Genomic DNA, 22520 nt, shown 5'->3' with positions numbered 1-22520 from the left:
CACCATTTTCCAATGGAGCGGTCCCAGCGGTCCTTTGCCCGCACCACGACAAGATCGCGGCGAAGGTTAAACGAGCCCGAGGAAGAGGTATCGGAACCACAGGCGATGCGCAACAGCAAAAAGGGCTGTGCACAAGGGCAGGTAGCCCTGCTTCCAAGGGTAAGAATTCCGTTAAACTAGTCTTCGCGAAGCGCGTCGCGGATCGTGTCGGTCAACGGGCTCACGATGTAGGACAAGATCGAGCGCCGACCCGTTACAATCATGGCCTCTGCAGGCATACCTGGGGTCAATTTCGAGCCCTTTGGCAGTTTGGCGAGCTCAGCCGGGGGTATCTTAAGGTCGGCCCTGAAGTAACCAACGCCGGTCTTTTCATCGACCAATTGGTCAGCAGAAACCGTCAGCACCTCGGCGTTCACGGGGGGCGCGGTGCGCGCGTTGAAGGCCGAGAGGCGAACTCTCGCGGTCATTCCATCATGCACGCTATCGATGTCCTGCGGCCTGATTCGCGCCGTGACGATCAGCGGAGCGTCGGCAGGAACGACGCTCATCAGCCGCTCTCCGGGGCCGACAATGCCTCCGACCGTGAACTGAGTCAGGTCAAGCACATAGCCGTCCGACGGCGAGCGCACAGTGGCCGAATTCAGCATTTGCCGCGCGGCCGTCAGTTTCGGCGTCACCTCGGCCAGACCGGTCTGCATCTGGCGAAGGCCCTCGGCGGCTTGGCTGATGCGTTGCTCGCGCAGGGTAGTGATCTGCAGGCGGGTTTCGCCGATCTGCTCGCGCAGGCGGGTGATTTCGGCGATCAGCTGACCGCGTCGCCCGCCCAGGTCAGCCAGGGTGCGCTTGTAGCGGAGGATCAGAGTTTTGGGCGCATAGCCCTTCTCATAGAGCGTCTGATAGCCAGCGAGTTCCTCACGGGTGAGGTCGTCCGACTCCTTCACCGCGTCGACCTGGGCCTGAACGCCGCCGATCTGGGTCTCAAGCTGCTGGAGCTTTTGGGCCAGCACGGCGCCCTGGGTCTCGAAGAAGGCTTGCCGGGTCGAGAACAGGAACTCCTGGTCGCGGATGATGCCGGCCACTCGGGGATCAGTCGCAGCCCGGGCGGTCAGTTCCGGGGCGAACGCCACGGTCTGTTGGCCGGTCGCCTCGGCCTGGAACCGGGCGGTCTGCGACAGCAGGGAGTCATACTGATTCTGCAGGACGTCGGTTGTAGACTTCGGCTGCACCTCATCAAAGGTCAGCAGCACCTGGTTCTGCTTAACGCGCTGGCCTTCCTTGACCAGGATCGCCTTCACCGTCCCGCCCTCGCGGTGGCGAATGGTCTTGCGATTGTCCTCGACCCGCACCGTGCCAGGGGCAACGACGGCGCTATCGATCTTGGCCACGCCAGCGAAAAGGGTCAGGCCGACGACGAATACGCCGACCACGGCGCTGCCGACGATGATCGGCCGCTTGATGCGCCGGTCCATGGTCCCGTCGAGCGGAACCAGATCCTTGTCGCCGAAGCTTGGGGCCTCGTAGGCCTTGGGGGCGTTGAAATCCAGTTTCATCGGCCAGCCTCGATCACGCGCGGGGCGGCGGGTTGGACGACCCGGGCCATGACTTGCTCCCGCGGCCCAAACATCTCGATCCTGCCGTCACGAAGCATCAGCATCTTATCGGCCGACCGGAAAACGCTCGGCTTGTGGGACACGATGACGATCGTAGAGCCGCCGGCCTTCAAGGCGTCTAGCGCGGTGACCAGAGCCTCTTCGCCCTCGGCGTCGAGCGCCGCGTTCGGTTCGTCGAGGACCAGCAGTCGGGGCGCGCCCAACAAGGCTCGCGCCAAGCCGACCCGCTGTCGCTGTCCTGCGGACAGGACATGGCCGGTTTCGCCAAGCTCGGTGTCATAGCCGTTCGGTAGCCGCAGGATCAGTTGGTGCACGCCGGCGACCTGAGCGGCGCGGACGACCTGCTCGTCATCCACGTCGGAGCGGAAGCGAGCGATGTTGTCGCGAATGCTGCCGGAGAACAGCTCGGTATCCTGCGGCAGATAGCCGACGTGCCGGCCAAAGTCGGTGCGGTCCCAGGTATAGACGTCGGCGCCGTCGAGACGCACGTGACCGGAATTCGCCTGCCAGATCCCGACCATCAGACGGGCGAGCGAGGACTTGCCGGCGCCGGACGGGCCGATGACGCCGAGCATCTCGCCGGGCTCGATCTTGAGGCTGATGCCTTGCAGTACGAACCGGGTCGCGCCCACGGGCGCAAAGTTCACGCCCTCGACCGAGAGCTGGCCGAGCGGCTTTGGCAAGGTTGTGAGGGGCTTGGACGGCTTATAGTCGCCAAACAGGGCGTTCAGGCGCTCATAGGAACGATAGCCGTTCGTCAGCGCGTCCCAAGAACCCACCAGGCGATCAATCGGCTGAAGCGCGCGCGCGGCCAGGATCATGTTGGCGAACAGCAGGCCGGAATGGATCTTGCCCATCACCACCAGATAGGCGCCGATGGCGATGATCAGCACCTGGATCGCCTGACGGGTGAACTTGCTGATGTTGCTGAGCACGCTGGCGCGCTCGCTGGCCGCAGCGCTCCGCTCCATGGTGATCGCGCGGAAGCTGGCCCAACGGGCGCCTAGGGGCTCGATCATCCCCATGGCACGCACCACTTCGCCGTTGCGCAGCGCTGCATCGGTGAAGGCGTAGCTGCGCAGGGCAGCTTCGTTGGCTTCCCTAAGGGCCGGCCGGGTCGCGCGGTCCTGCAGGAGGGCGATACCGAACAGCAGGCCGGCGCCGACGATCGTCACGACGCCGATGATCGGGTCGATGATGAACAGCACCAACATGAAGACCGGCATCCAAGGCAGGTCGAAGAAGGTGCCGAAGGCTGGGCCGGTCAGCATCTGCCGAAAGCCGTCCAGGTCGCGCAGCGCCTGGGAGCGCGCCGCCGGGTTGCCGCGAATGACCGTATCGAATAGCGCCGAGAACACGCGTCCGGACACGCGTTGGTCCATGACCACGCCGAAGTTCACCATCACCCGGGCGCGATAGTCATCAATCACGCTGGAAATGACGAAGGCCAGCAGCACGCCAAAGGTGATCACCAGCAGCGTCGGTACGCTGTAACTGGTCATGACCCGGCCGTAGATCTGGAAGGTGTAGATCGGCAGCGCGAGGTACAGCAGGTTCGAGACCAGGCTGAACAGGCCGGCGAACGCGAGAGGGGTGTAGCCCTCCTTGATGGCGCGCGTCAGTGGATTGTCGGGCTGATCCGCCAGCGGATTAAAAATCTTCATGCGCGCCGCGCTGTTCCGTGGATGCTCGATGAAGGCAGCCTGAGCGACCCTCGCCGAATTTGCTGCTCGAAGTCCGAGGCTGAGTGCGCCGAAAACGCGGGAGACATGATCGGGCCTCTTAACGATGTCAATGGCGCACGCAAGGGCGCCGATTCGCGCACCGCGTGTTAAACCTCGACTGTCCAGCCATTCCGTGCCGCAAGGAACCCGTCTTGTCCAAGGTCGCCATTGTCGGCAGTTGCATAACCAGAGACTTGTGGCCGATCGTAGGCGCTGAGCCCTCAGACCTACTCTATATTTCCCGCACCAGTCTGCCGAGCCTGTTCGCCCAGCCGCTCGAAGGCGTAGAGACGGCGCAGGAGCCACCCGGGGGCCTTGGCGTCTTCACACATCGCGCGATGGTCAATGACCTGAAGAAGCGCGCGCTGGCCGCGCTGATCGCTCACCAGCCCACCCACATCATTTTCGACTTCATCGACGAACGGCTGGACCTGCTGTCCGTGGGGGGGACGGTCGTCACCCATAGCTGGGAGCTGGATGTCAGCGGCTATCTGAGCCAGCCGGCCTTTGAGGGCGCCTCGACGATCGCACGCACCTCGCCGGCATGCGAACTGCTCTGGCTGCAGGCGGCCGACGAGATGGCGGCGTTCATTCAATCGACGCCGCTGCGAGACGCCACCGTTATCGTGCACGAAGCCCAATGGGCCACTCAGTATCGCGACACTGCCGGCGCCATTCAGGACTTCACCGACGAGGTCGAGATTTTCCAGGGCAAGCCGGCCGCCATAGATGACCACAACGCGATGCTGGCCCTGTACCAACCGGCGTTTCGCGCTCGCCTTCCCAAGGCGGTGAGCGTCGCGGCGCCGCGCGAGCTACAGCTGGCGAGTGTCGATCACCGCTGGGGCCTCAGCCCCTTCCACTATGTCGACGACTACTACCGCGAGGTCTGGACCGGGCTTAAGGCGCTGGGTGTCTGAAGGTCGCCCTGCCGGGCCCAATGCTCCAGCGGGGTCATGCCCGAGAGCGCCAGCTCCGAAGCGGCCGCCAGGAAGGCGATGGTGGTCTTGCCTGGCCACGGCTCGCCGATGCTCCAGGCTCCGCCCTGCAGATAGTCCACCAGCAGATTGACGCCAGGCGGCAGATCCACGCCACGCTGGGCGCCATAGCGATGCGCGTCGAACCACGGGCTCGGATGACGCCCTTCGGCCCCGCCCGCCGCCGCATAGTGGCTTAGCGGTTCGAAGCCGCCGTCGATCACGTCCGGGTTCTGGTCGCGATACCAAGCTGGATCGAAGAGCGGATGGGGACGAAGACCGTTGAACACGCCCTCAGTCAGATAGTGAACCAGCGGCGCGACCTCGGGTCCGCCGGCGCCGATCTGAGCCGCGTAGAAGTCCGCCGCAAATAGTGGGTGCGGGCTGAGACCGCGGCGCCAGCCCACTTGCAGATAGTGGGTGATCGGGTTGCCGCCTGAGGCGATCAGGTCCGGCGCCTGGCGAACATAATGGCCGATGCTGAACAGCGGATGCGGATCGCGGCCTTCGGCGGCTCCGACACGCACGAAGTGCTCCAGGGGCGTCAGGCCGGTCGCGGCCAAGTCGGCGGCGTTGCGGCTCGCATAGTAGCCGGAGTCGAACAAAGGGTGCGGGCTCGCGCCCTCCGCGCCGCCATGCAACAGATAGTGGACCAGCGGACTGTTGCGTGAGCCGGCCAGATCAGCCCGCCCCTTCAAGTACCAAGCCTGGTCGAAGATCGCTGACGGCTGGACGGCCGGGTCGGCGCCGCGCCGCGCATAGGCGGCCATGGCGCGCAAATCGCCCCCTTCCCAGACGCCTGAGCGCGCAATGACCATCGCGCGCCCGGACGAACGGCCGAGATCCAGGACGCGGTCGATCCCCCGCGCCACGCGATTGCGGCGGCGGGGACGCGCAAATCTCGCGGCGGCCGCGCGATAGCCGACCAGCGCGATATCCCGAGCTTCCTGTTCGACCCGGGCTCGCGCCAGCATGGCGTCGGCGAGCGCCACGCCAAGACGGGTTCGGTTCAGGGCCTCATCGACCTCCGAACGCTGGAAGTCGCCACGCGCGGCGGTGTAGCGCCGCGCCAGGACTTCAAGCTTGTCGATGAGCGCGGGGGCTGCTTCCCCCTCGGCCTGCTGGGCCAGATTATCGGCCGCCATGATGGCCGGGCCCTCCTTGATATTGCTCGCCTCGTGTCGGGCGCGGGCCAAGCGCTGTCAAGCGGCCGGCCGCTCGGCCAGGCCTTCGTCCATCAGCCAGCCCAGATAGCCGCCGCCGGCCACACTGAAGGGGTCGGGGAAGCGCGCGCGCAGATCGGCGCGGTCGCGCCAGATCAGCCGGTGGGCCTTGGTGATAGGCGTCCCGTCGCCATAGACGCCGTAGGCCCAGTAGCGCTCTGGGATGGCCGTCTCGCTCGCCGCGGCGACCTGCTCCTTATACCAGCGCCAGATCTCATAGACCGCGTGGTTGTCGCCGGCGTAGCGCTTGGTCATCGCATCGCCCGTGGGGCCGAGCTTGGTGAAGTGCCAGAAGCGCAGGGGCGAGCCGTTGACGATGATCGCCCCGTCGCGACCGATCGCCACCTGCCGTTGGCTCAGGTTCCAACTGGCGACATTGTACCCGGGATCGCGGACGACCTTGACCTTGTCGAACAGGGCCGGGACGTGGTCGCACCATTTCTGGTCGACGAACAATCCCATCGGAATGTCATCATAGCAGAACTCCAGCAGCCGATCGTTCCACCACTGGCCGAACCGAGCGCCCTCGCCGCCGGCCTTCACCGCGACGAAGCCGAGATTGAAGATCCCGGTCCGCGAGGCCGAGAGATCATTGTCGAAGATCGCCTGGTGGTCGGTATTGGCGTCCACCAGATGCGGGGTCAGCAGGATGTCGTTGGCCGCCAGCAGCTCAAGCAGCGGCGAGAGACTGGAAAACAGCGCCGTATCCGGATCGAGATAGATCACGACGTCGGCGTCCGTGGCGCAGGCCTGATGCAGGAACGGCCCCTTCACCGCGGTGCAGACTTCGACGACGTCATGCTTGAACAGCCAGGCCTTGAAGTCAGGGATGCCGAGGTCCTGGGCGTAGACCACCTGGTCGAAGGGTTCGCTGGCGGGGTCGAAGCGGAAGCCGGGCGGGGGCTCGTCGGTGATCAGGGCGACCAAATTCCAATCAGGGTGGAATTTGCGCAGGGTCGAATAGAGCACGCGCGCCCGGTTCAGATAGGCGAAGGTGAAGCTGGAAAAGCAGGTGACCTTCACGCGGCCTCCACAAGTTCGGCCGTGAGTTTGCTGAAGCTCAGGTCATAGATCTCTCGGTTCCGCCGCGCGCGCGCCAGCTTCAGGATTTCCCCGCTTTCGAACCAGGCTTCGAGCTGATGCTCGTCGGGCAGGACGACGCCGTATTCACCCTGACTGGCGAAGACCGCGACATTGCCGCTGTCAGGGCCGGTGATCACCGCCACGCCTGCGGAGGCGGCCTCGTACGACACGAAGGAGAAGGTTTCCAGGCACAGCGACCAGACCATGGCCGCGTCGATGGAAAGCTCTTCCAGGGCTTGCCGCATGGCGAAGGGCCGCTCAGCGGTCACAGTGACCGGGTGATGCTGGGCGAGGGATCCTGCCACCGGCGCGCTGGCCAGGTGGATGAAGGCGTAACGGGGGTCATGAGCGAACCGGGCCGCCAGATCGCGGAAGATCGGCCAGCCCTTGTGGACGGACGGCGTGCCTGGGAAGGCGAAGCGGAACACCCCGTCCGGCTCGGCCGACGCCGCGACCCGGGCGGTCGGAACCAGCTTTGCGAGCGGCGTGACGACCTCGGCCTGGGCGTCGAGCGAGCCGCCGGCGCGCCAGGTTTCCAGCGCCACGGCTGATGGCGAAGCGACGGTGAGCTCGAGGCGATCGAACAGCAGCTGATGCTCGCGCACCTGGGCGCGGCGCCAATCGCCATAGACGCAGATCGAGCAGGCAGGGCTGCCGGCGGGGGGCGCGCCGCAATTTTCCACGTCGTTGCGAAGCAGATGGATGCCGACGCAAAGACTGCCCATGTCGTGCAGCCAGAAATAGCCGGCGTTCATGCCCCCGGCCCGGACGATGTCGATCACATCGCGACTGGAGTGGCCGAGCATATTGTGGATCGCGAAGCTATGCGGTTCGCCATGCTGCGCCCAGGCCTTCATCGCCTCGACAATGGCGGGCGGCGTGAACACCCCGACGCTCTGGCCATTCCACAGTACGCCCATCGGGGTCTGGGTCGGGCCGTTGCGAACGATGGGCCAGCCGTTGGCGGGATGAACATGCAGATGGTTGCGGCCCAGCAACGCGAACTCGGCAGACTCGCGCTGCACGCAGAGCTGCGAGCCGCCGACCGAACGGCTGTAGTCGTCCTGGCTGAAGGTCACGTGCAGTCCGCGCGGGCGCGCCTTGCCCATCGCGGCGATCAGCTCGCTGACCGGCGACAGTTCCATCGGCTGCGCCCAGGCGGTCGAATCGGCCAAGCGGGTTTCGAACGTTTTCAGGTTGGCCAGCACATCGTGACGGAAACCCAGACGCGCCCTGGCCAGCCGTCCCTCCCCGCGCCCCGTGGTGACATAGTGCAGGAACGGGTGGACGCCGCTGGCGGCGACATCAGGGTTGAGCTCGAAGTAGTCGGACACCGAGAAGTCGTTGCTCGGATCACGCCCCTCGCGCCAACCGTGGCTCAGGAAATGGTCCAGCGGGTCGCCGCCCGAGGCCGCCACATCGGGGTACATGGTCAGATAGTATTGCGGATCGAAGAACTGGGCGGCGAGCGCCCGCTCCTCGCGGCTGATGATCCCTGCGGCGACCGCCCGGCGGTCGGCTTCGGTCATGGCGTGATAGGCCGCGGCCTGCGCAGAGGCGACGATCTCCCGCCCCTCGCGATAGCCGGCGGTCAGGTAGTGGACGAGCGGATTGGCGCCCGCAGCGGCCACATCGGGATAGCGCGCCAGATAGTCGCGGGTGGAGAACCAGGGCGCTGGGTCACGGCCCTCGAGCCACCCAGCCTCGCCGTAGTGCAAGACCGGATCGACGTCGGCCAGGCCCAAGCCAGGGTTGGTTTGCTTGTAGAAATCAGCGTCCACCGCCAAGGCGAGCACATAGTTGACGCGATCTGGTGTGGCCACGGCGGCCATGCTGTGATGTTCCCGTGCGACGCCAAGCCCGAGGCGTGGTTTGCATCAGAAGAACGGCCTGATCAATGGTCCCGCCCTTGCGGCAGGGCGCGAGCGGCCATACAGCGGGGCGGCGAATGGGCCGCGGGGGCGGGACGGCGAGAGCAGCGAAGATGCAAACCACCTCCGAGCGATCAGCCTATCTCGTCCTGGGCATGCACCGGTCCGGCACCTCTGCGACGGCGCAATTGCTGGCGCTGGCCGGGGCCGAACTGCCCGACAATGTGATGCCGGGCGACGAGCACAACGCCAAGGGCTACTTCGAACCCTGGAAGATCTCAGTCTTCAACGACCAGCGCCTGCGCGCCGGCGGCACGGCCTGGGACGACCCCTTCAACCTGCCCTATTCGCCCCTGGCGCCGCAGGACGAAGCGGCCTGGCGCGAGCGTGCGGTGGCGCTGTTCCGCGCCGAGTTCGGCGAGGCCCTGCATCCGCTGCTGAAGGATCCTCGCGTTTCGGTCCTGCTGCCGATGTGGCGCGAGGTGCTGGACGCGGCCCAGATGCCGGCCCGTGTGGTGATCCCGGTGCGCGGCCCGCTCGCAGTCGCCGGTTCGCTGTCCCGGCGCGACGCCTTCCCGGTCGAGAAGTCGGTCCTGCTCTGGACGATCTACATGCTGGCGGCCGAGGCCCACACCCGCGACCTGCCGCGCGCATTCGTCTCCTATGACGGGCTGCTGACCGACTGGCGCGCCGAAGTCGCCGCCCTCGAAAAGGCCCATGGCGCGCCGCTGCCGCGCATGAGCGCGCGCGCCGCCGAGCAGATCGACGGCTTCCTCACCAAAGACCTGCGCCACAACGACGGCGATGGGAACCTCGCCTCGGTCCCGCTGGTCGGGACCCTGGCTCAAAGCGTGCTGGACTGGTTCAACGCCGCCGCCGCAGGCCAATCGCCGGACCACGCGGTGCTTGATCGCGCCGCGGCCCAGATCGCGGAAATGAAGGCCCAGATGGGCGTCTTCGTCTCCCCCGTGACCAGCGCGCTCGACTCCACCCGCGCCGAGCTCCTCTATGAGCGCCAGCTCGCCGAGGTGGAGCGCAAGCGCATGGAAGCCCTGGAAAGCGAACTCGCTCTCCTGCGTCAGGAACGCGCGCGCATAGAGGCCGTGGTCGACACGGCCCTGGCCGGACGCTAGTCAGCCCCCTGAGATTTAAAGCCTTGGCAAACGACACCCAAACTCCCGAGCAAGACTCGCTCGCCGATCTCCTGTTGGCCAAGCGGCGCGACCTGCATCGCGCCCGCCGGGTGGCCGCCGAGGATCGCTGGAACCGCTTCCGCAAGGCTGCGGCGCGCCGGGTCGGGCTGTCCGAGAAGGGCCCTGCCGAACAACGCTTCGACATTATGCTGGCCCGCGGCAAGTGGCCAGGTCGCGCGGCGCTGCTCGCGCGTTCGGGCCTGTGGGATTTCCGGTTGAACCGGGGCATCGGCCGCGATGGCGGCGGCGTCAGCGGCCTTATCTCCTATGTGCGCGCCGGCCCGGACGCGAGCGTCAATCCCAAGGCCCTCTTCGACCAGGCTTGGTACCTGGAAAAGAACACCGACCTGATCGGCTCGCGCTGGGCGCCGCTGGCCCACTATCTGGTGGCCGGCGACAAGGAAGGGCGCGATCCGCACCCGCTGTTCGACCTGAAGGACTATCGCAGCCGCCACGCGGTGAAGATCGCCGCCACCGGCCTCTCGGCCCTGCAGCACTTCGTCCATAAGGGCGCGATCGAGGGCTTTGATCCCCATCCGCTGTTCGACGTCCGTTACTATGTCGGCCAGGCCGAGGAAGTCGCCGCCTCCGGCGAGAACCCACTCGTCCACTATCTGCGCGAGGGCTGGCGCAAGGGTTATGAGCCCCACCCGCTGTTCTCCGGGCGCTGGTATCTGGCGACCAATCCCGACGTCGCCGAAACCGACGCCGCGCCCCTGCTCCACTACGTCGCCAGCGGCGCCGCCGAGGGCCGCAGCCCGCATCCGCTGTTCGACGCCGGATGGTATATGGACCGCTATCGCGACGCGGCCCCGCTCGGCAGCAGCCCCCTCGCCTACTTCCTGACCAACGGCACGCAAGAGCGCCGCGATCCCAGCATCCATTTCGACACCGCCTTCTATCTCGAACAGCAGGGCCAGACCCCGGACGGCGTGCATCCCGTCGTCCACTACCTGACCGAGGGCGCATTCGAGGGCGTTTCGCCGGCCGCCGATTTCAACGAGCTCAGCTACCTGATCGAGAACCCGGCCGCCGCCGAGCAGCCGATTTCGTCGCTGGAGCACTGGGTACTGTCGCGCACGCCCAAGCCGGAGCCGACCCCGTCGGGCGCACGCATGTCAGGTGACGCAGGCCTGTTCGAACAGCTCCGCAACGCCGGCCGCGCCAGGGATCCGGGCGCCTACGACCTCCAGGCCTATCGCGATCTCACCGCCGCCAAGCAGCGCATCCGCGAACGCGAGATCGGCGGGGTGAAGGTCAAGCCGCTCGACCTTATCAAGGTCACCGAGCGCGAGATCGACAAGGCCGCCGCCGACCTGGCCTTCGACGTCGTAGCCAAGCCGGTCGCCTCGATCATCATCCCGGCCTTCAACAACCTGACCTTCACGCTGGAATGCCTGGCGGCCCTGAAGGCCGGCGGCGATTTGGAGACCAGCGAGGTCATCGTCATCGATGACGCCTCCAGCGACGCCACCAGCCAGGTCCTGGCCAAGATCGCCGGCCTGACGCTGCTCACCAATCCCGAGAATCTCGGCTTCATCCGCACCTGCAATCGCGCCGCCCAGGCCGCGCGAGGCGAGTTCGTGATCTTCCTGAACAACGACGTCCAGGTCCGTCGCGGCTGGTTGCCGGCCCTGCTGGCGCCGTTCGGCGAGGAGAAGGACGTCGGGGCCACCGCGCCCAAGATGCTGTTCCCCGATGGTCGCCTTCAGGAAGCCGGCGCCCGCATAGCGGTCGATGGGAAGGCCGAGATGATCGGCCTGTTCGAGGATCCGAGCCTGCCGCGCTGGAACGTGCGACGTGAGGTGGACTACGCCTCGGGCGCTTGCCTGGCCGTCCGCCGCGAGATGTTCAACGAACTGGGCGGCTTCGATATCGCCTTCGCGCCGGCCTATAGTGAAGACGCCGACCTCTGCTTCCGCCTGCGCGAGCGCGGCCTGCGGGTAATCTACGAGCCGACCTCGGAGATCGTCCACCACCTGAGCATCACGTCCAACTCGATCGACGCCGGGTTCAAGCAGCGGCTGGCCGTCAAGAACCAGCAGGTCTTCGTCGAGCGCTGGGGCGAGCGGCTGGAAGCCCTGAACCAGGTGCGGACCATCGCCTTCCACCTGCCGCAGTTCCACACTGTGCCGGAGAACGACCGCTGGTGGGGGCCAGGGTTCACCGAGTGGACCAATGTCAGCCGCGCCCTGCCCAATTATCGCGGTCACTATCAGCCGCACGTGCCGGCCGACCTCGGGTTCTACGACCTCTCCAATCCCGAGACGTTGAAGCGCCAGGCCGCCCTGGCCGCGCGCTACGGGATCGGCGGCTTCTGCCACTACTTCTATTGGTTCACCGGCGGCCGGCGCATCCTTGAAAAGCCGCTGGAGCCCCTGCTGCAAAGCACGGCCAGCGACTTCCCGTTCTGCCTGTGCTGGGCCAACGAGAACTGGACCCGAACCTGGGACGGCCAGGAACGCGACGTGCTGCTGGCCCAGACCTACGAGCCCGGCGACGCCGAGGATTCCATCGCCGCGATGGAGCCCTATCTCACCCAACCCAACTACATCCGTATCAACGGCAAGCCGCTGGTGCTGATCTATCGTCCTGGCCTGTTGCCCGACGCCAAGGCCTGGGCCGAGGCTTGGCGCAAACACTGCCGCGAGGCCGGCGTCGGCGAGATCTACCTCGCCTTCGTCGAGAGCCTAGAGAAGGCCGGTGGCAAGACCGATCCGGAGAGCCTAGGCTTCGACGCCTCGGTGGAGTTCCCGCCCGCCGGCGCCGGCGCGCTCATCCATCCGCCGGGCCCGCTCTACAACGCCCGCTTCGAGGGCCGAGTGAACGACTATCGCCAGATGGTCCGCCACTACCTCGGCGCGGCCACGCCCGCCCACAAGCGGTTCCGGGGCGTGATGCCCTCCTGGGACAACACGCCGAGGCGCCAGGACGCCGGCTGGAACTACCAGCACGCCACCCCTGGAGCCTTCCAGGCCTGGACCCAGGCGATGTTCGAAGAGACCCGCCGCCAGAACTTCGGCGAGGAACGCATCGTCTTCATCAACGCCTGGAACGAATGGGGCGAGGGCGCGCACCTCGAGCCCGATCAGCGCTTCGGTCACGCCTGGCTGGAAGCCGTCAAGAACGCCGCCGACGCCGACCTGTTGGACCCGTCATGAGCAATCCCGATCTCGTCCTCATCGGCCACCCCTTCTCGGCCATCGGCATGGCCGAGCACGCCCGGTCGGCCTGGCGCGCCTTCAAGGCGGCCGGCGTCACGCCCGGCCTGCTCGACGTCTACGGCATGGACCGCGGCAAGGACCCCGACTTCGAGCGGGAGTTCTCCAGCCATGTCGTTCCAAGGCTGAGCGAGAAGGTCAATTTCTTCTGCCTGAACGCCAACGAGGTCGATCAGGCGATGGGCGTGCTTGAGCACCAGGGATCCGGCCCGGCCTTCGAACGGGCCTACAACATCATCTACCCGGCCTGGGAGCTCTCGAAATACCCTGAGCCGTGGTCGCGGATCCTCGAACGGTTCGACGAGGTCTGGGCGCCGTCCCAGTTCATCCTCGAAGCCATCGAACCGACCATCAAGCTGCCAGTGATCCACATGCCGCAAGCGGTGGAGTTGACGGTGTCGGCGCTGCTCGGCCGCCGTCACTTCGGCATTCCGGAAGACGCCTTCGTCTGCCTCTTCTATTTCGACTTCTCGTCCTACGCCGAACGCAAGAACCCGTTCGCGATGCTGGAGGCTTTCGAGAAGCTGGTGGCCGAACGCCCCCACTCGGCCCTGCACGCGGTGGTGAAATACAAAGGCGGCGACGATCAGAATCCCGACCGCAAGGCGCTGGAGTCGCGGCTGCGCGCCCTGGGCAGCCGCGTGCAGTCGATCACCCGCGAATTGTCCGACAACGAGATCAAGAACCTGGTCCGCTGCGCCGACGTCTTCGTGTCGCTGCACCGAGCCGAGGGCTTTGGCCGCGGCCCGGCCGAGGCGATGATCATGGGCCGGGCGGCGGTGGCGACCAATTATTCCGGCAATCTGGAATTCATGACCCCCGAGACCAGCCGGCTGGTGAACTACAAGCTGATCCCGGTGGCCGAGGGAGCCTATCTGTTCGGCGAGGGCCAGGTCTGGGCCGACCCGTCGGTGGACCACGCCGTGCAGCTGATCGGCGAACTGATGGACGATCCAGCCGAAACCCGGGCCCTGGGACAGCGCGCGCGTCGGCACATGCACACCCACTTCAGCACCCGCGCCATCGGTCTGCGCTACACCGCCAGGCTGGAAGAGTTGGCCGCTCTGACCTGATCAGCGGGCGGCGAGCGTCGTCGGCTGGGCCGGCGCTGTCGTCAGCGCCTCGGGACCGGGGTTCTCGGTGACCGCGATCTGATGGATCACGAAGCCGCCTCCAGCCTGGTCGTCAGTGTCCACGCGGATCTGGTCGATCTGCGAGGTTTGCCAATCGTCGCCGCCACTCTTCAAGCGGGACATGTCGTAGACCACCACCACGGTTTCATTGACGGCCGGGTTCGCGCCGTCGACTGGCTTGGCCTGGAACTCGCCGGACTCGCCGTGATTGGCGGTGCGGTAGAAGATCGCACCATCCCACGCCGCTCCGGGCCGCGTGCGCGTCATCCGAACCAGCACCAGTGAGAAACGGCGCCCATCAAGCGCCAGGCCGGTAGGCGAACGCAGCATCGGATCTGCGCGCTGGTTCTGTATCTCCAACCCTACCGGCGCGCCCGGCAGGGCCGCTCCGCCGGTCAATACGAAGCCTTCGGTCGAGCCATCAAAGGTCCAGAGCCGCCCAGCCTTCAGTGGCTTCCCAGCGATCTCGAAAGCGTCTTTTCCCTCGTTCCACATGATGGCCTGGGCGCGGGGCTTGGTGGCGACCAGGGTCTGGGGCGGGGCCACCGCCGCGCGCGCCCACGGCGCCGGCTGGTCGCAGGCCGATAACATCAACACCAGGGAAAGGACGCCCGCGCGAAGCAGGTAGGCCGACATACGCATGCTCCGGACAACCAGGCGCCGGCCGCAAGCAGGGGCGCTTGAGCCAGATAGATAGGCCAAGACGCCGCCGCTAGGCCGCACGCCCGAAAATCCGATCAAGGTTGCCAATCGAGGCGACGGCCACTAACCCCGCCTGACTTCGGGAACCGGGCCCAAGGACCCACAAGCCGGCTATGAGTCACGAACTGGTGCGCGCTCGCGCCCCCCTGCGGCTGGGCTTTGGCGGCGGCGGGACCGACGTCTCGCCCTATTGCGACGAGTATGGCGGCGTGGTCCTGAACGCAGCCATCGACCTGTTCGCCCACGTCAGCGTCCAGAAGCGCGACGATGATCAGGTGCTGCTGGTGGCGGCCGATCGCGATCAGTCGTGGCAGGCGCCGGCCAACGCGCCGCTGCCGACCGACGAGCCGCTGCGCCTGCTGAAGGGCGTCTATAACCGCTTCATGGCCGACTACGCCGGCGGCGTCGCCATCCCGCTGACCATGGTTTCCTACGCCGACTGCCCGCCCGGCTCGGGCCTGGGCTCGTCCTCGGCCCTGGTGGTCGCGATGGTCGAGGCCATGCGCAGGTTCATGGGTCTGGAGATGGACGCCCACGCCATCGCCCGCCTCGCCTTCGATATCGAACGCCGCGAGCTCGGGCTCGCCGGCGGCGCGCAGGATCACTACGCCGCCGCGTTCGGCGGCCTGAACATGATGCACTTCATGGCCGATTGCCGCGCCTCGGTGGAGCCGGTGCCCTCAGCCGATCACGTCATGAAGGAGCTTGAGGCTTCGCTCGTCCTCTACTTCACAGGCGTCAGCCGCGAATCCGCAGCGATCATCGACGAGCAGCGCGCCAATATGAAAAGCCACTCGACCCGACCGCTGGAGGGGCTGCATGCCCTCAAGGCTGGCGCGTTTGAGATGCGCGACGCCCTGCTGGCCGGCGACGTGCCGAGCTTCGGCGCCCTGCTCGACGCGGGCTGGAGCTCCAAGAAGAAGCTGGCCCACAACATCTCCTCGTCCGACATCGACAAGGTCTATGACGCAGCCAAGGCCTTTGGCGTCTTCGGCGGCAAGGTCTCCGGCGCCGGCGGCGGCGGCTTCATGATGTTCCTGGTCGATCCGACCCAGCGCGAAGGCCTGAAGCGGTTGCTCTCGACCTTCGGCGGCACGGCCCAGGCCGCCCGGTTCACAAATGTCGGCGCCGAGTCCTGGATCGTCCGCTAGTCGCCGCCATTCGAGGACATAGCCTGGTTCGATAACGCCGATCCCAGCGCCGACACGGTTTTTCCTTTGGATTACTGGGTCGGCGCCATGCTTGCGCCGCAAAATGCGACCTGTTACCCACCGGCGCGAGCGACTTCGGCGGGACCGCCTTTTTCCGCCTTCAAGCTCTTGGTCGGGAGACTAGATGCAATCCGTACAACACATGGTGCGCACCGGACGGCGCGGGCCCATGCACGAGTTCAGCATGGCGTTCGCCGATCTGCGCGCGTCGACCCAGCGGATAGGGCTGGCCTGGTCGCTAGCCTGGCACGATATCGTTTCCCGCTATCGCGGCTCGATGCTGGGTCCGTTCTGGATCACCCTGTCCATGGGCCTGATGGTGGCCGGGATCGGGTTCCTCTACGCGAACCTGTTCAAGGTGCCGGTCAACGAGTTCATCCCCTATGTCGCCCTCGGCATCGTGTTCTGGGGACTGATGTCCAATGTGATCATCGAAGGCTGCGGGACGTTCGTCCAGGCCTCGGGGATTCTCAGCCAGACCTCGCTGCCGATGTTCACCTTCGTGTGGCGCACGATCATGCGCAACGTGATCAATCTGATGCACCACGCTGTGATCATCGTCGGCGTGCTGATCTATTACGACCACTGGCGCCAGACCAATCTGGGTATGGGCCTGATCGGCTTGGTTCTGCTGATGGTGAACGTCTCGTGGGTCAGCCTGGCCGCCGGCATGGCCTCGGCGCGATTCCGCGACATTCCGCAGATCGTCGGGTCAGTCATCCAGTTCGCGATGTTCATGACGCCGGTATTCTGGTTGCCGGGCGGACGGCTGCTGGACCATGCGGTCCTGCTGTTTAATCCATTCTACCACCTGCTGGATGTGGTCCGGGCCCCGCTGCTGGGCCAGAGTGTCAGCGCTACGACCTATATCTTCCTCAGCGTGCTGGCCGTCGTCGGCTGGGCCGCGACCTTCACCACCTTCGCCCTCATTCGTCGCAGGATTGTGCACTACCTATGAAGGGTCCCCAGGTTTCGATCACGGTCACCGACCTGTCCCTGCGCTTCCCCGTCTATGGCGTGGACGCCAAGTCGCTCAAGAAGCACCTGGCGCGCATCACGGTCGGCGGAAAACTCGGGCGCACGGGTATGGGCGCGACGGAAGTCACCGCGCTTTCGAACATCAACCTCCAGCTCCGGTCGGGCGACCGCCTGGGGCTTATCGGCCACAACGGCTCTGGCAAGACCACGCTGCTGCGTGCGCTCGCCGGCGCCTATGAGCCCGACGAGGGCACCATCGACGTGCACGGCCAGATCGCGGCCATGCTCGACCTCAGCCTGGGCATCGATCCCTCGGCCACCGGCCTCGACAACATCCGACTGCGGGGCCGCATCGCCGGCCTGACCGCCAAGGAGATCGAGGATCGGATGGACGAGATCGCCGACTTCACCGGTCTTGGCCCGTTCCTGGCCATGCCGCTGAAGACCTATTCGGCGGGCATGCAGGCGCGCCTGGCCTTCGCGGTCGCCACCGCCGTCCACGCCGACGTCATCCTGATGGACGAATGGATCGCCGTCGGCGACGCCGACTTCCAGAAGATCGCCCACAAGCGGATCCTGGAACTGATGGAACGGGCCGGCATCCTGGTGCTCGCCTCCCATGACCTGGAGCTGATCCGACTCTACTGCAACAAGGTCATGCGGATCGAAAGCGGGGTCGCCTCGCCGATCATGGACGTCAAGAAGCTGGACGAACTGCTCGCCGCCGCCTGACATCGCACGCAGCCAAGTCGGGAGTCGAAACCAAGTCGGGGGCTACAGGGCGCCAGTGGACGTCATCTTCACCATCGTTTCGCGCAACTACGGCGCCCAGGCCGCCTGCCTGATGGAGAGCCTGGGCCGCGTCGAGCCCGGCGTTCGCCGCGTGGTGGTGACCACCGATGGTCCGATCGCCTTCCAGGACCCCAGCATCCGCACGATCGACGCCGCGACCCTGGTCCCCGACTTCGCGGCCATGTGCGCCTATTACGACGCGCTGGAGCTGAACACCGCGGTCAAGCCCCACGCCTTCAAGGCGCTGTTGGCCGAAGAGGGCGTGAGCGCCGGCGTCTATCTCGATCCGGACATCTGGGTCTATCGCCCGCTGGACATGGTGCGCGAGGGCCTAGCCCGCGCGCCGCTGGCCCTGACGCCACACACTACGCGGCCATTGCTCGGTCAGGCCAATCCCAACGACCACGTGATCCTGACCTCGGGGGCCTACAATCTCGGCTTCATGGCCGCGCGCGCCGAGCCGCAGATCGTGGCGCTGCTCGACTGGTGGGCCGAAAAGCTGCGCTTCGACTGCCGCGTCGACTTCGCCAACGGCCTGTTCACCGACCAGAAGTGGATGGACCTGGCCCCCGGTTTCGTCAGCGACCTGGCCCTGCTGCGGAGCCCCAGCCTCAACCTCGCCTACTGGAACCTGGAGGGCCGCAACGTCGCCGGTCCTCAAGGCGGCTGGAGCGTGGACGGCGAGCCGCTGACCTTCTTCCACTTCTCCGGCTTCGATCCGGCCCGCCCGGAGTTGCTCTCCAAGCACCAGGACCGGATCCGCGTGCAGCCGGGCTCGCCCCTGGCCGCGCTGATGAAGGACTATGCCGGCGCCCTGCTGCGCAACGGACACGCCGAGGCCTCGGCCATCCCCTATGGGCATCGCAACTTCCCGTCGGGCAAACCGATCGCCAAGGACACCCGCCGCCGGATGCTGGCCGCCGCCAGGGCGGGCGAGGATTTTGGCGGGGGACTGACGCCGGCCGCCGAGGCCTGGGCCGATATCCGTCCGGGCGAGATCATCCGCGATCCGATAGCGCCGCCCGATGGCGACTGGCTGGCCAGTTCGGCCGAGTTGACCCGATGGCTGGTCGCCGACCAGACCGCGCCGGCGATCACCGCCATGCAGTCGGCGCGCCGGGACCTGCGTGACCGCTTCGCCGGCGACGAGGCTGGACTGAAAGCCTGGTTGCTCGGACCTGAATCGCTCGATGGCCGGTTCTCGGCGCGGCTCGCGCCGCAAGACGCGTTCTCCGATCCCGATCTCGCCCTGCGCGCGGCGCGCCAGATCGGCGAGGAGACGTCCGACGCCAAACTCCGACTGGCCGCCTATGGCCTAGCCCACCGCGCCGACTGGCCAAGCCACGTCGCCAGCGGCCTGCGCTCAAGCTTCAACTCCCCTGTGCGGGAACTGGCGCGCGGTCATCCCTTCCCGCGCCTGTTCCTGTCGATCTGGGAGAGCCGAGGCGACCTACAGCGGCTCTTTCCGCTCGGCAGCTTCTCCGAACGCTTCGCCTTCCTGCGCTGGCTGATCGGCGGCGGCCTGGCCGAGTACGGCATCGACGTCGCCGCCCTGCCCCCAAATGTCGACAGCCACCCGGTGTTCGAAATGGCGCGGCTCAGCGTTCGCCGCGTACCCGGCGTCGAACTTCGCCAGCCGGCGACCGGCGCGATCAACACCCTGCTGGTCCTGGAACGCTGGACGCCCGGAGCCGCCGGCGGCGACGCCCTGGTGTTCGACGCGGCGTCCAGCCGTTTCCGCACGCCGGAAGGCGCCCCCGCCCCGGTGCCGGCGAAGGTCGCCAAGCTGGTCTATCGCACCGACCGCGGTCTGATTCCCGCTGACGCCATCGCCTTGCTGAGCCAGGGCGTCACCTGGGGATCTGCCAGCGCATGAGCCTGCTTTCCACCACGCGCGGCGTCTGGCGCAGCCTGACGCCTGAGCCGGTCCGGCGACTGGCCCAACCGATCCTGGGTCCTGCGCTGGAAGCCTACGTTCGGCGCCAGGCGCGCAAGCCTCACGCCGCCGAAGACTTCTCCGGCCCGATCCGGGTAGTCGGCGATTTCGGCGGGTCCTACGGCATCGCGGCGTCGGCCAAGCTGGCCGTCCGCGCCTTCGAGGCGCTGGGCGTCCCCGTCGAACAGGTCGACGTCTCGGGGGCTCGCCTCGACTGGATCGGCGCGTCCGAAGCCGCCCGCTCGCCAGGCGCCTGGATCTTTCACATCAACGCGCCGGAAATCCTCGCCGCCCTGGCCTTCCTCGGTCCGAAGAACGTCCGTGGCCCGCGCTACGGCTATTGGGCGTGGGAACTGCCCAAGGCGCCGAAATCCTGGCTGAAGGATGCGGCGCTGCTCGACGGGGTCTGGGCGCCCAGTACCTACACCGCCGACGCCCTGCGCGGCGCGGCCGCTCCAGTGCGGGTGGTGCCCCATCCGCTGTTCATCGAAGACTATCGCGGCGTGATCCCCGCCCCCCGCGGCCCCGGCTTCCTGGCCGTGACCCTGTTCGACTTCAACTCCTCGGCCGCGCGCAAGAATCCCGAGGGCGTGATCAAGGCCTTCGCCCAGGCGTTCCCGAACGACCCGACCGCTCGCCTGGTCATCAAGACCCAACGCGGCGAGCTGTTCCCCGACCTACTAGCCAAACTCAAGGCCTCCGCGCCGTCCAATGTCACCGTGGTCGACGAGGTCTGGCCCTATGGCGAGGTGAAGTCGCTGATCGCGACCGCCGACGTGCTGATTTCGCTGCACCGAGCCGAGGGGTTCGGCCTGACGATGGCCGAGGCCATGGCCCTGGGCACGCCGGTGGTCGCCACCGGCTGGTCGGGAAACGCCGACTTCATGGACGAGACCTGCGCCATGATCGTGCCGTCGAGCCCGATCGCGGTGGACGATCCCCAGGGTATCTATCGCGGGCAAAGCTGGGCCGAGCCGGACCTTCTGGCCGCCGCCAAGGCCCTGCAGCGCCTGCGCGCCGAGCCGGACCTCGCTGCGCGATTGGTCGAAGCCGGCCGCAAGCGCGTCGCCGAACGCCTATCGCCGCAGGCCTGGTTCACCACCCTGCCCGACGGCGTGCAACGGGCGGCGATGGCCGCCACCCGCGCCTCGCGCAAGGCGGCTCAAGCCTCTGGGTGAGGCTTGCAGAAGGTGGTGAGCGCCCAGACGCACGCCGTCGTCAGCAGCACCGCCGGGATCAGCGCCATCAGCACGTCGCCCGGGCCATAGCCGGCGGCGCGTAGCTCGCCGGCTATGAGCGGCCCGCCGATCGAGCCCAGCCGGCCGACAGCGATCGCCGCGCCGGCTCCAGCCGCGCGGATGTGCGGTGGATAGTAGGAAGGGGCGAGCGCGTAGAGCACGTAGAGCCCGCCGACCACGGTCAGCCCAGCCGCGGCCGAGCCCGCGATCACCGCCGGCATCCCTGTCGCCTGGGCCAGCACATAGAGCGCAACGGCCAGGCCCGCATAGACGCTGACCAGCAGCCAGCGGTAGCCGAAACGGTCCGCCGTCCAGCCGAGCAGCAAAGCCCCGCCGACGCTGGCGATATTCATCCAGAACGACGCAGAGGCCCCCTCGACGGCGGTGAAGCCCTTGGCGACCACCAGGGTCGGCAGCCAGTTCAGCAGCAGATAGGTCACCAGCAGGTCGAGAGCGAAGATCACCCAGATCAACAGGGTCGCCGTCGCTCGCCCTTCGGCGAACAGGCCGCGCATCACCCGGCGATCCAGGTCCTCGGTCGGCGCGGGACGGGTTTCCGGCAGGAAGAAGAACACTACCGGCGCCAGCAGGATCGGCAGGGCTCCACCGATCAGGAAAATCATCCGCCAATCCAGCGACTCCCCGCCAAACTGGGCCAGCAAGGCGACCACCGCGCCGCCGGCCGGCAGGCCGCAGAACATGCTGGTGGTGGTCATCGCCCGGCGATTTGGCGGGCTGATCTCGGTGGCGATGGCGATCAGGTTGGGCATGGCGCCGCCAAAGCCGATTCCGGTCGCCAGGCGCGCCAGGGTCAGGACCTCGAAGCTTTGAGCCAGGGCGGTGACGACGGAGAATATCCCGAACAGCGCCACCGAGACGGTCAGCACCGGCCGGCGACCAAACCGGTCGGCCAGCCAGCCGCCGGAGAGTGCGCCGACGACCAGGCCGAACATGGCCGCGCTTCCCGCCCAGCCTAGCTCTGCCGGCCCCAGGCCCAGTTCGGGAGCCATATGCGGCGCGGCCACGCCAAAGGCCTGGATGTCATAGCCTTCAAGCGCCGCGATCCCGAAACAGATGGCGACGATGAAGCCTGGAGCGAGCCGCCCCCCGATGGCCTTGGCCATGTTTTTGATTCCCCCGAACTAACGGCGGCATCTGAACCGGACAGCCCCGTCAGCGCCAGGGTTGATGTTCGGCTTCGCCTGATCTGATAGGCGGCTCGCCGCCCTTGGCACCCGTTAGCCGTCGAGCTTGTCGGGCGTGAAGCTGATGACGCCTTGGCGTTCGAGTTCGGTGAGGATCTGGTCGATCTGGCTGCGCAGTTCGAGCATGCAGCCTGGCGTCAGGATCAGGTAGCCGGTCTTGACCATCTCTTCCTGGCCAGCTTCGTCGGCGGTGTTGGCGGAGAACGCCAGCCGGCAGACGCCCGCCTGGTATCCCAGGCCAGCCATCTTATCCCCGAAGATCATCGGGAGGTCGAACTCAGGCAATCCGGGCGGGCTGGGCATGGCCGCTAGATCGCATGATTCCGTCCGCGCCCTAGATGGACGAGGCCGAATTTCCATTGAACTCGCAGAACGACGTCACGGCTCTGGCGAGGGCGGCGTTTCCGCGCTTAGATGCGATAC

At 66.8% G+C, this 22520-nt stretch carries 17 protein-coding genes; 9 read left to right on the top strand and 8 right to left on the bottom strand.

All coding sequences use genetic code 11. The features are described from left to right. Positions 1 to 176 precede the first annotated feature (176 nt). Both Q8M13_RS16345 and Q8M13_RS16340 read right to left on the bottom strand, forming a co-directional pair. Positions 177 to 1550: an HlyD family type I secretion periplasmic adaptor subunit gene (locus Q8M13_RS16345; protein WP_305301120.1), complete on the bottom strand. Its 1374-nt coding sequence runs from the start codon at positions 1548 to 1550 to the stop codon at positions 177 to 179. Further along, entirely contained in the window at positions 1547 to 3274 is a 1728-nt protein-coding gene (locus tag Q8M13_RS16340; RefSeq protein WP_305301119.1) for a type I secretion system permease/ATPase, read from the bottom strand. The genes Q8M13_RS16345 and Q8M13_RS16340 overlap by 4 nt, the downstream gene beginning before the upstream one ends. Positions 3275 to 3438: 164 nt before the next feature. Between Q8M13_RS16340 and Q8M13_RS16335 the strand changes: the two genes are divergently transcribed. Continuing rightward, a complete protein-coding gene (locus Q8M13_RS16335; protein ID WP_305301117.1) occupies positions 3439 to 4254 on the top strand; it encodes a DUF6270 domain-containing protein in 816 nt (271 codons plus the stop codon). Here the strand turns inward: Q8M13_RS16335 and Q8M13_RS16330 are convergent. Genes Q8M13_RS16330 through Q8M13_RS16320 form a run of 3 tightly spaced genes read right to left on the bottom strand, consistent with a single transcriptional unit; the run spans position 4212 to position 8449 of the window. After that, positions 4212 to 5456 carry a hypothetical protein gene (locus Q8M13_RS16330; RefSeq protein ID WP_305301115.1) on the bottom strand — a complete coding sequence of 415 codons (1245 nt, stop codon included), beginning with the start codon at positions 5454 to 5456 and terminating at the stop codon, positions 4212 to 4214. The two genes, Q8M13_RS16335 and Q8M13_RS16330, sit on opposite strands and share 43 nt — an antisense overlap. Before the next feature lie 57 nt (positions 5457 to 5513). Beyond that, positions 5514 to 6557, bottom strand: a complete 1044-nt coding sequence (locus Q8M13_RS16325; protein WP_305301114.1) for a hypothetical protein — start codon at positions 6555 to 6557, stop codon at positions 5514 to 5516. Next, entirely contained in the window at positions 6554 to 8449 is a 1896-nt protein-coding gene (locus tag Q8M13_RS16320) for a hypothetical protein (RefSeq protein WP_305301113.1), read from the bottom strand. The genes Q8M13_RS16325 and Q8M13_RS16320 overlap by 4 nt, the downstream gene beginning before the upstream one ends. 152 nt (positions 8450 to 8601) lie before the next feature. On the opposite strand from Q8M13_RS16320, the gene Q8M13_RS16315 reads away from it, so the two are divergent. From Q8M13_RS16315 to Q8M13_RS16305, 3 genes are read left to right on the top strand one after another with little or no spacing between them, the layout of a single operon-like run. Beyond that, complete coding sequence (locus Q8M13_RS16315) at positions 8602 to 9621, top strand: sulfotransferase family protein (protein WP_305301112.1); 1020 nt, start codon at positions 8602 to 8604, stop codon at positions 9619 to 9621. 23 nt (positions 9622 to 9644) lie between these two features. After that, positions 9645 to 12842: a glycoside hydrolase family 99-like domain-containing protein gene (locus Q8M13_RS16310; RefSeq protein ID WP_305301110.1), complete on the top strand. Its 3198-nt coding sequence runs from the start codon at positions 9645 to 9647 to the stop codon at positions 12840 to 12842. After that, on the top strand, positions 12839 to 13975 hold the full coding sequence (locus tag Q8M13_RS16305; RefSeq protein WP_305301109.1) for a glycosyltransferase family 4 protein: 1137 nt from the start codon (positions 12839 to 12841) through the stop codon (positions 13973 to 13975). Before Q8M13_RS16310 ends, Q8M13_RS16305 begins: the two co-directional genes overlap by 4 nt. Here Q8M13_RS16305 and Q8M13_RS16300 read toward each other — a convergent pair whose 3' ends face one another. Continuing rightward, positions 13976 to 14671 (bottom strand): hypothetical protein, encoded by a 696-nt coding sequence (locus tag Q8M13_RS16300; RefSeq protein WP_305301107.1) that lies wholly within the window; start codon positions 14669 to 14671, stop codon positions 13976 to 13978. A gap of 179 nt (positions 14672 to 14850) precedes the next feature. Here Q8M13_RS16300 and Q8M13_RS16295 point away from each other — a divergent pair, with 179 nt between their 5' ends. From Q8M13_RS16295 to Q8M13_RS16275, 5 genes are all read left to right on the top strand, one after another. Continuing rightward, the gene (locus Q8M13_RS16295; protein WP_305301106.1) at positions 14851 to 15888 is read left to right on the top strand and encodes a dehydrogenase; all 1038 of its coding nucleotides are present in this window, start codon (positions 14851 to 14853) and stop codon (positions 15886 to 15888) included. 184 nt (positions 15889 to 16072) lie between these two features. Beyond that, positions 16073 to 16906, top strand: a complete 834-nt coding sequence (locus Q8M13_RS16290) for an ABC transporter permease (RefSeq protein WP_305301105.1) — start codon at positions 16073 to 16075, stop codon at positions 16904 to 16906. Further along, positions 16903 to 17658 carry an ABC transporter ATP-binding protein gene (locus tag Q8M13_RS16285; RefSeq protein ID WP_305301104.1) on the top strand — a complete coding sequence of 252 codons (756 nt, stop codon included), beginning with the start codon at positions 16903 to 16905 and terminating at the stop codon, positions 17656 to 17658. The genes Q8M13_RS16290 and Q8M13_RS16285 overlap by 4 nt, the downstream gene beginning before the upstream one ends. Positions 17659 to 17713: 55 nt before the next feature. Then, entirely contained in the window at positions 17714 to 19594 is a 1881-nt protein-coding gene (locus Q8M13_RS16280) for a hypothetical protein (RefSeq protein ID WP_305301103.1), read from the top strand. Beyond that, on the top strand, positions 19591 to 20832 hold the full coding sequence (locus tag Q8M13_RS16275; RefSeq protein WP_305301102.1) for a glycosyltransferase family 4 protein: 1242 nt from the start codon (positions 19591 to 19593) through the stop codon (positions 20830 to 20832). The genes Q8M13_RS16280 and Q8M13_RS16275 overlap by 4 nt, the downstream gene beginning before the upstream one ends. Here the strand turns inward: Q8M13_RS16275 and Q8M13_RS16270 are convergent. Further along, on the bottom strand, positions 20817 to 22016 hold the full coding sequence (locus tag Q8M13_RS16270; RefSeq protein WP_305301101.1) for an MFS transporter: 1200 nt from the start codon (positions 22014 to 22016) through the stop codon (positions 20817 to 20819). The two genes, Q8M13_RS16275 and Q8M13_RS16270, sit on opposite strands and share 16 nt — an antisense overlap. Positions 22017 to 22130: 114 nt before the next feature. Further along, complete coding sequence (locus tag Q8M13_RS16265) at positions 22131 to 22400, bottom strand: hypothetical protein (protein WP_305301100.1); 270 nt, start codon at positions 22398 to 22400, stop codon at positions 22131 to 22133. Between the last annotated feature and the right edge of the window lie 120 nt (positions 22401 to 22520).

Origin of the sequence: Phenylobacterium sp. (assembly GCF_030681155.1) — a bacterium.
Taxonomy (GTDB): domain Bacteria; phylum Pseudomonadota; class Alphaproteobacteria; order Caulobacterales; family Caulobacteraceae; genus Phenylobacterium.
This window is presented reverse-complemented; position numbering and strand designations above follow the sequence as displayed.

What these genes read in the sequence shown, in the direction of transcription:
- Q8M13_RS16345 (WP_305301120.1), bottom strand. Translation starts at nt 1,550, where the DNA reads ATGAAACTGGATTTCAACGCCCCCAAGGCCTACGAGGCCCCAAGCTTC.
- Q8M13_RS16340 (WP_305301119.1), bottom strand. Translation starts at nt 3,274, where the DNA reads ATGAAGATTTTTAATCCGCTGGCGGATCAGCCCGACAATCCACTGACG.
- Q8M13_RS16330 (WP_305301115.1), bottom strand. Translation starts at nt 5,456, where the DNA reads ATGGCGGCCGATAATCTGGCCCAGCAGGCCGAGGGGGAAGCAGCCCCC.
- Q8M13_RS16320 (WP_305301113.1), bottom strand. Translation starts at nt 8,449, where the DNA reads ATGGCCGCCGTGGCCACACCAGATCGCGTCAACTATGTGCTCGCCTTG.
- Q8M13_RS16315 (WP_305301112.1), top strand. Translation starts at nt 8,602, where the DNA reads ATGCAAACCACCTCCGAGCGATCAGCCTATCTCGTCCTGGGCATGCAC.
- Q8M13_RS16305 (WP_305301109.1), top strand. Translation starts at nt 12,839, where the DNA reads ATGAGCAATCCCGATCTCGTCCTCATCGGCCACCCCTTCTCGGCCATC.
- Q8M13_RS16300 (WP_305301107.1), bottom strand. Translation starts at nt 14,671, where the DNA reads ATGTCGGCCTACCTGCTTCGCGCGGGCGTCCTTTCCCTGGTGTTGATG.
- Q8M13_RS16295 (WP_305301106.1), top strand. Translation starts at nt 14,851, where the DNA reads ATGAGTCACGAACTGGTGCGCGCTCGCGCCCCCCTGCGGCTGGGCTTT.
- Q8M13_RS16290 (WP_305301105.1), top strand. Translation starts at nt 16,073, where the DNA reads ATGCAATCCGTACAACACATGGTGCGCACCGGACGGCGCGGGCCCATG.
- Q8M13_RS16285 (WP_305301104.1), top strand. Translation starts at nt 16,903, where the DNA reads ATGAAGGGTCCCCAGGTTTCGATCACGGTCACCGACCTGTCCCTGCGC.
- Q8M13_RS16275 (WP_305301102.1), top strand. Translation starts at nt 19,591, where the DNA reads ATGAGCCTGCTTTCCACCACGCGCGGCGTCTGGCGCAGCCTGACGCCT.
- Q8M13_RS16270 (WP_305301101.1), bottom strand. Translation starts at nt 22,016, where the DNA reads ATGGCCAAGGCCATCGGGGGGCGGCTCGCTCCAGGCTTCATCGTCGCC.
- Q8M13_RS16265 (WP_305301100.1), bottom strand. Translation starts at nt 22,400, where the DNA reads ATGCCCAGCCCGCCCGGATTGCCTGAGTTCGACCTCCCGATGATCTTC.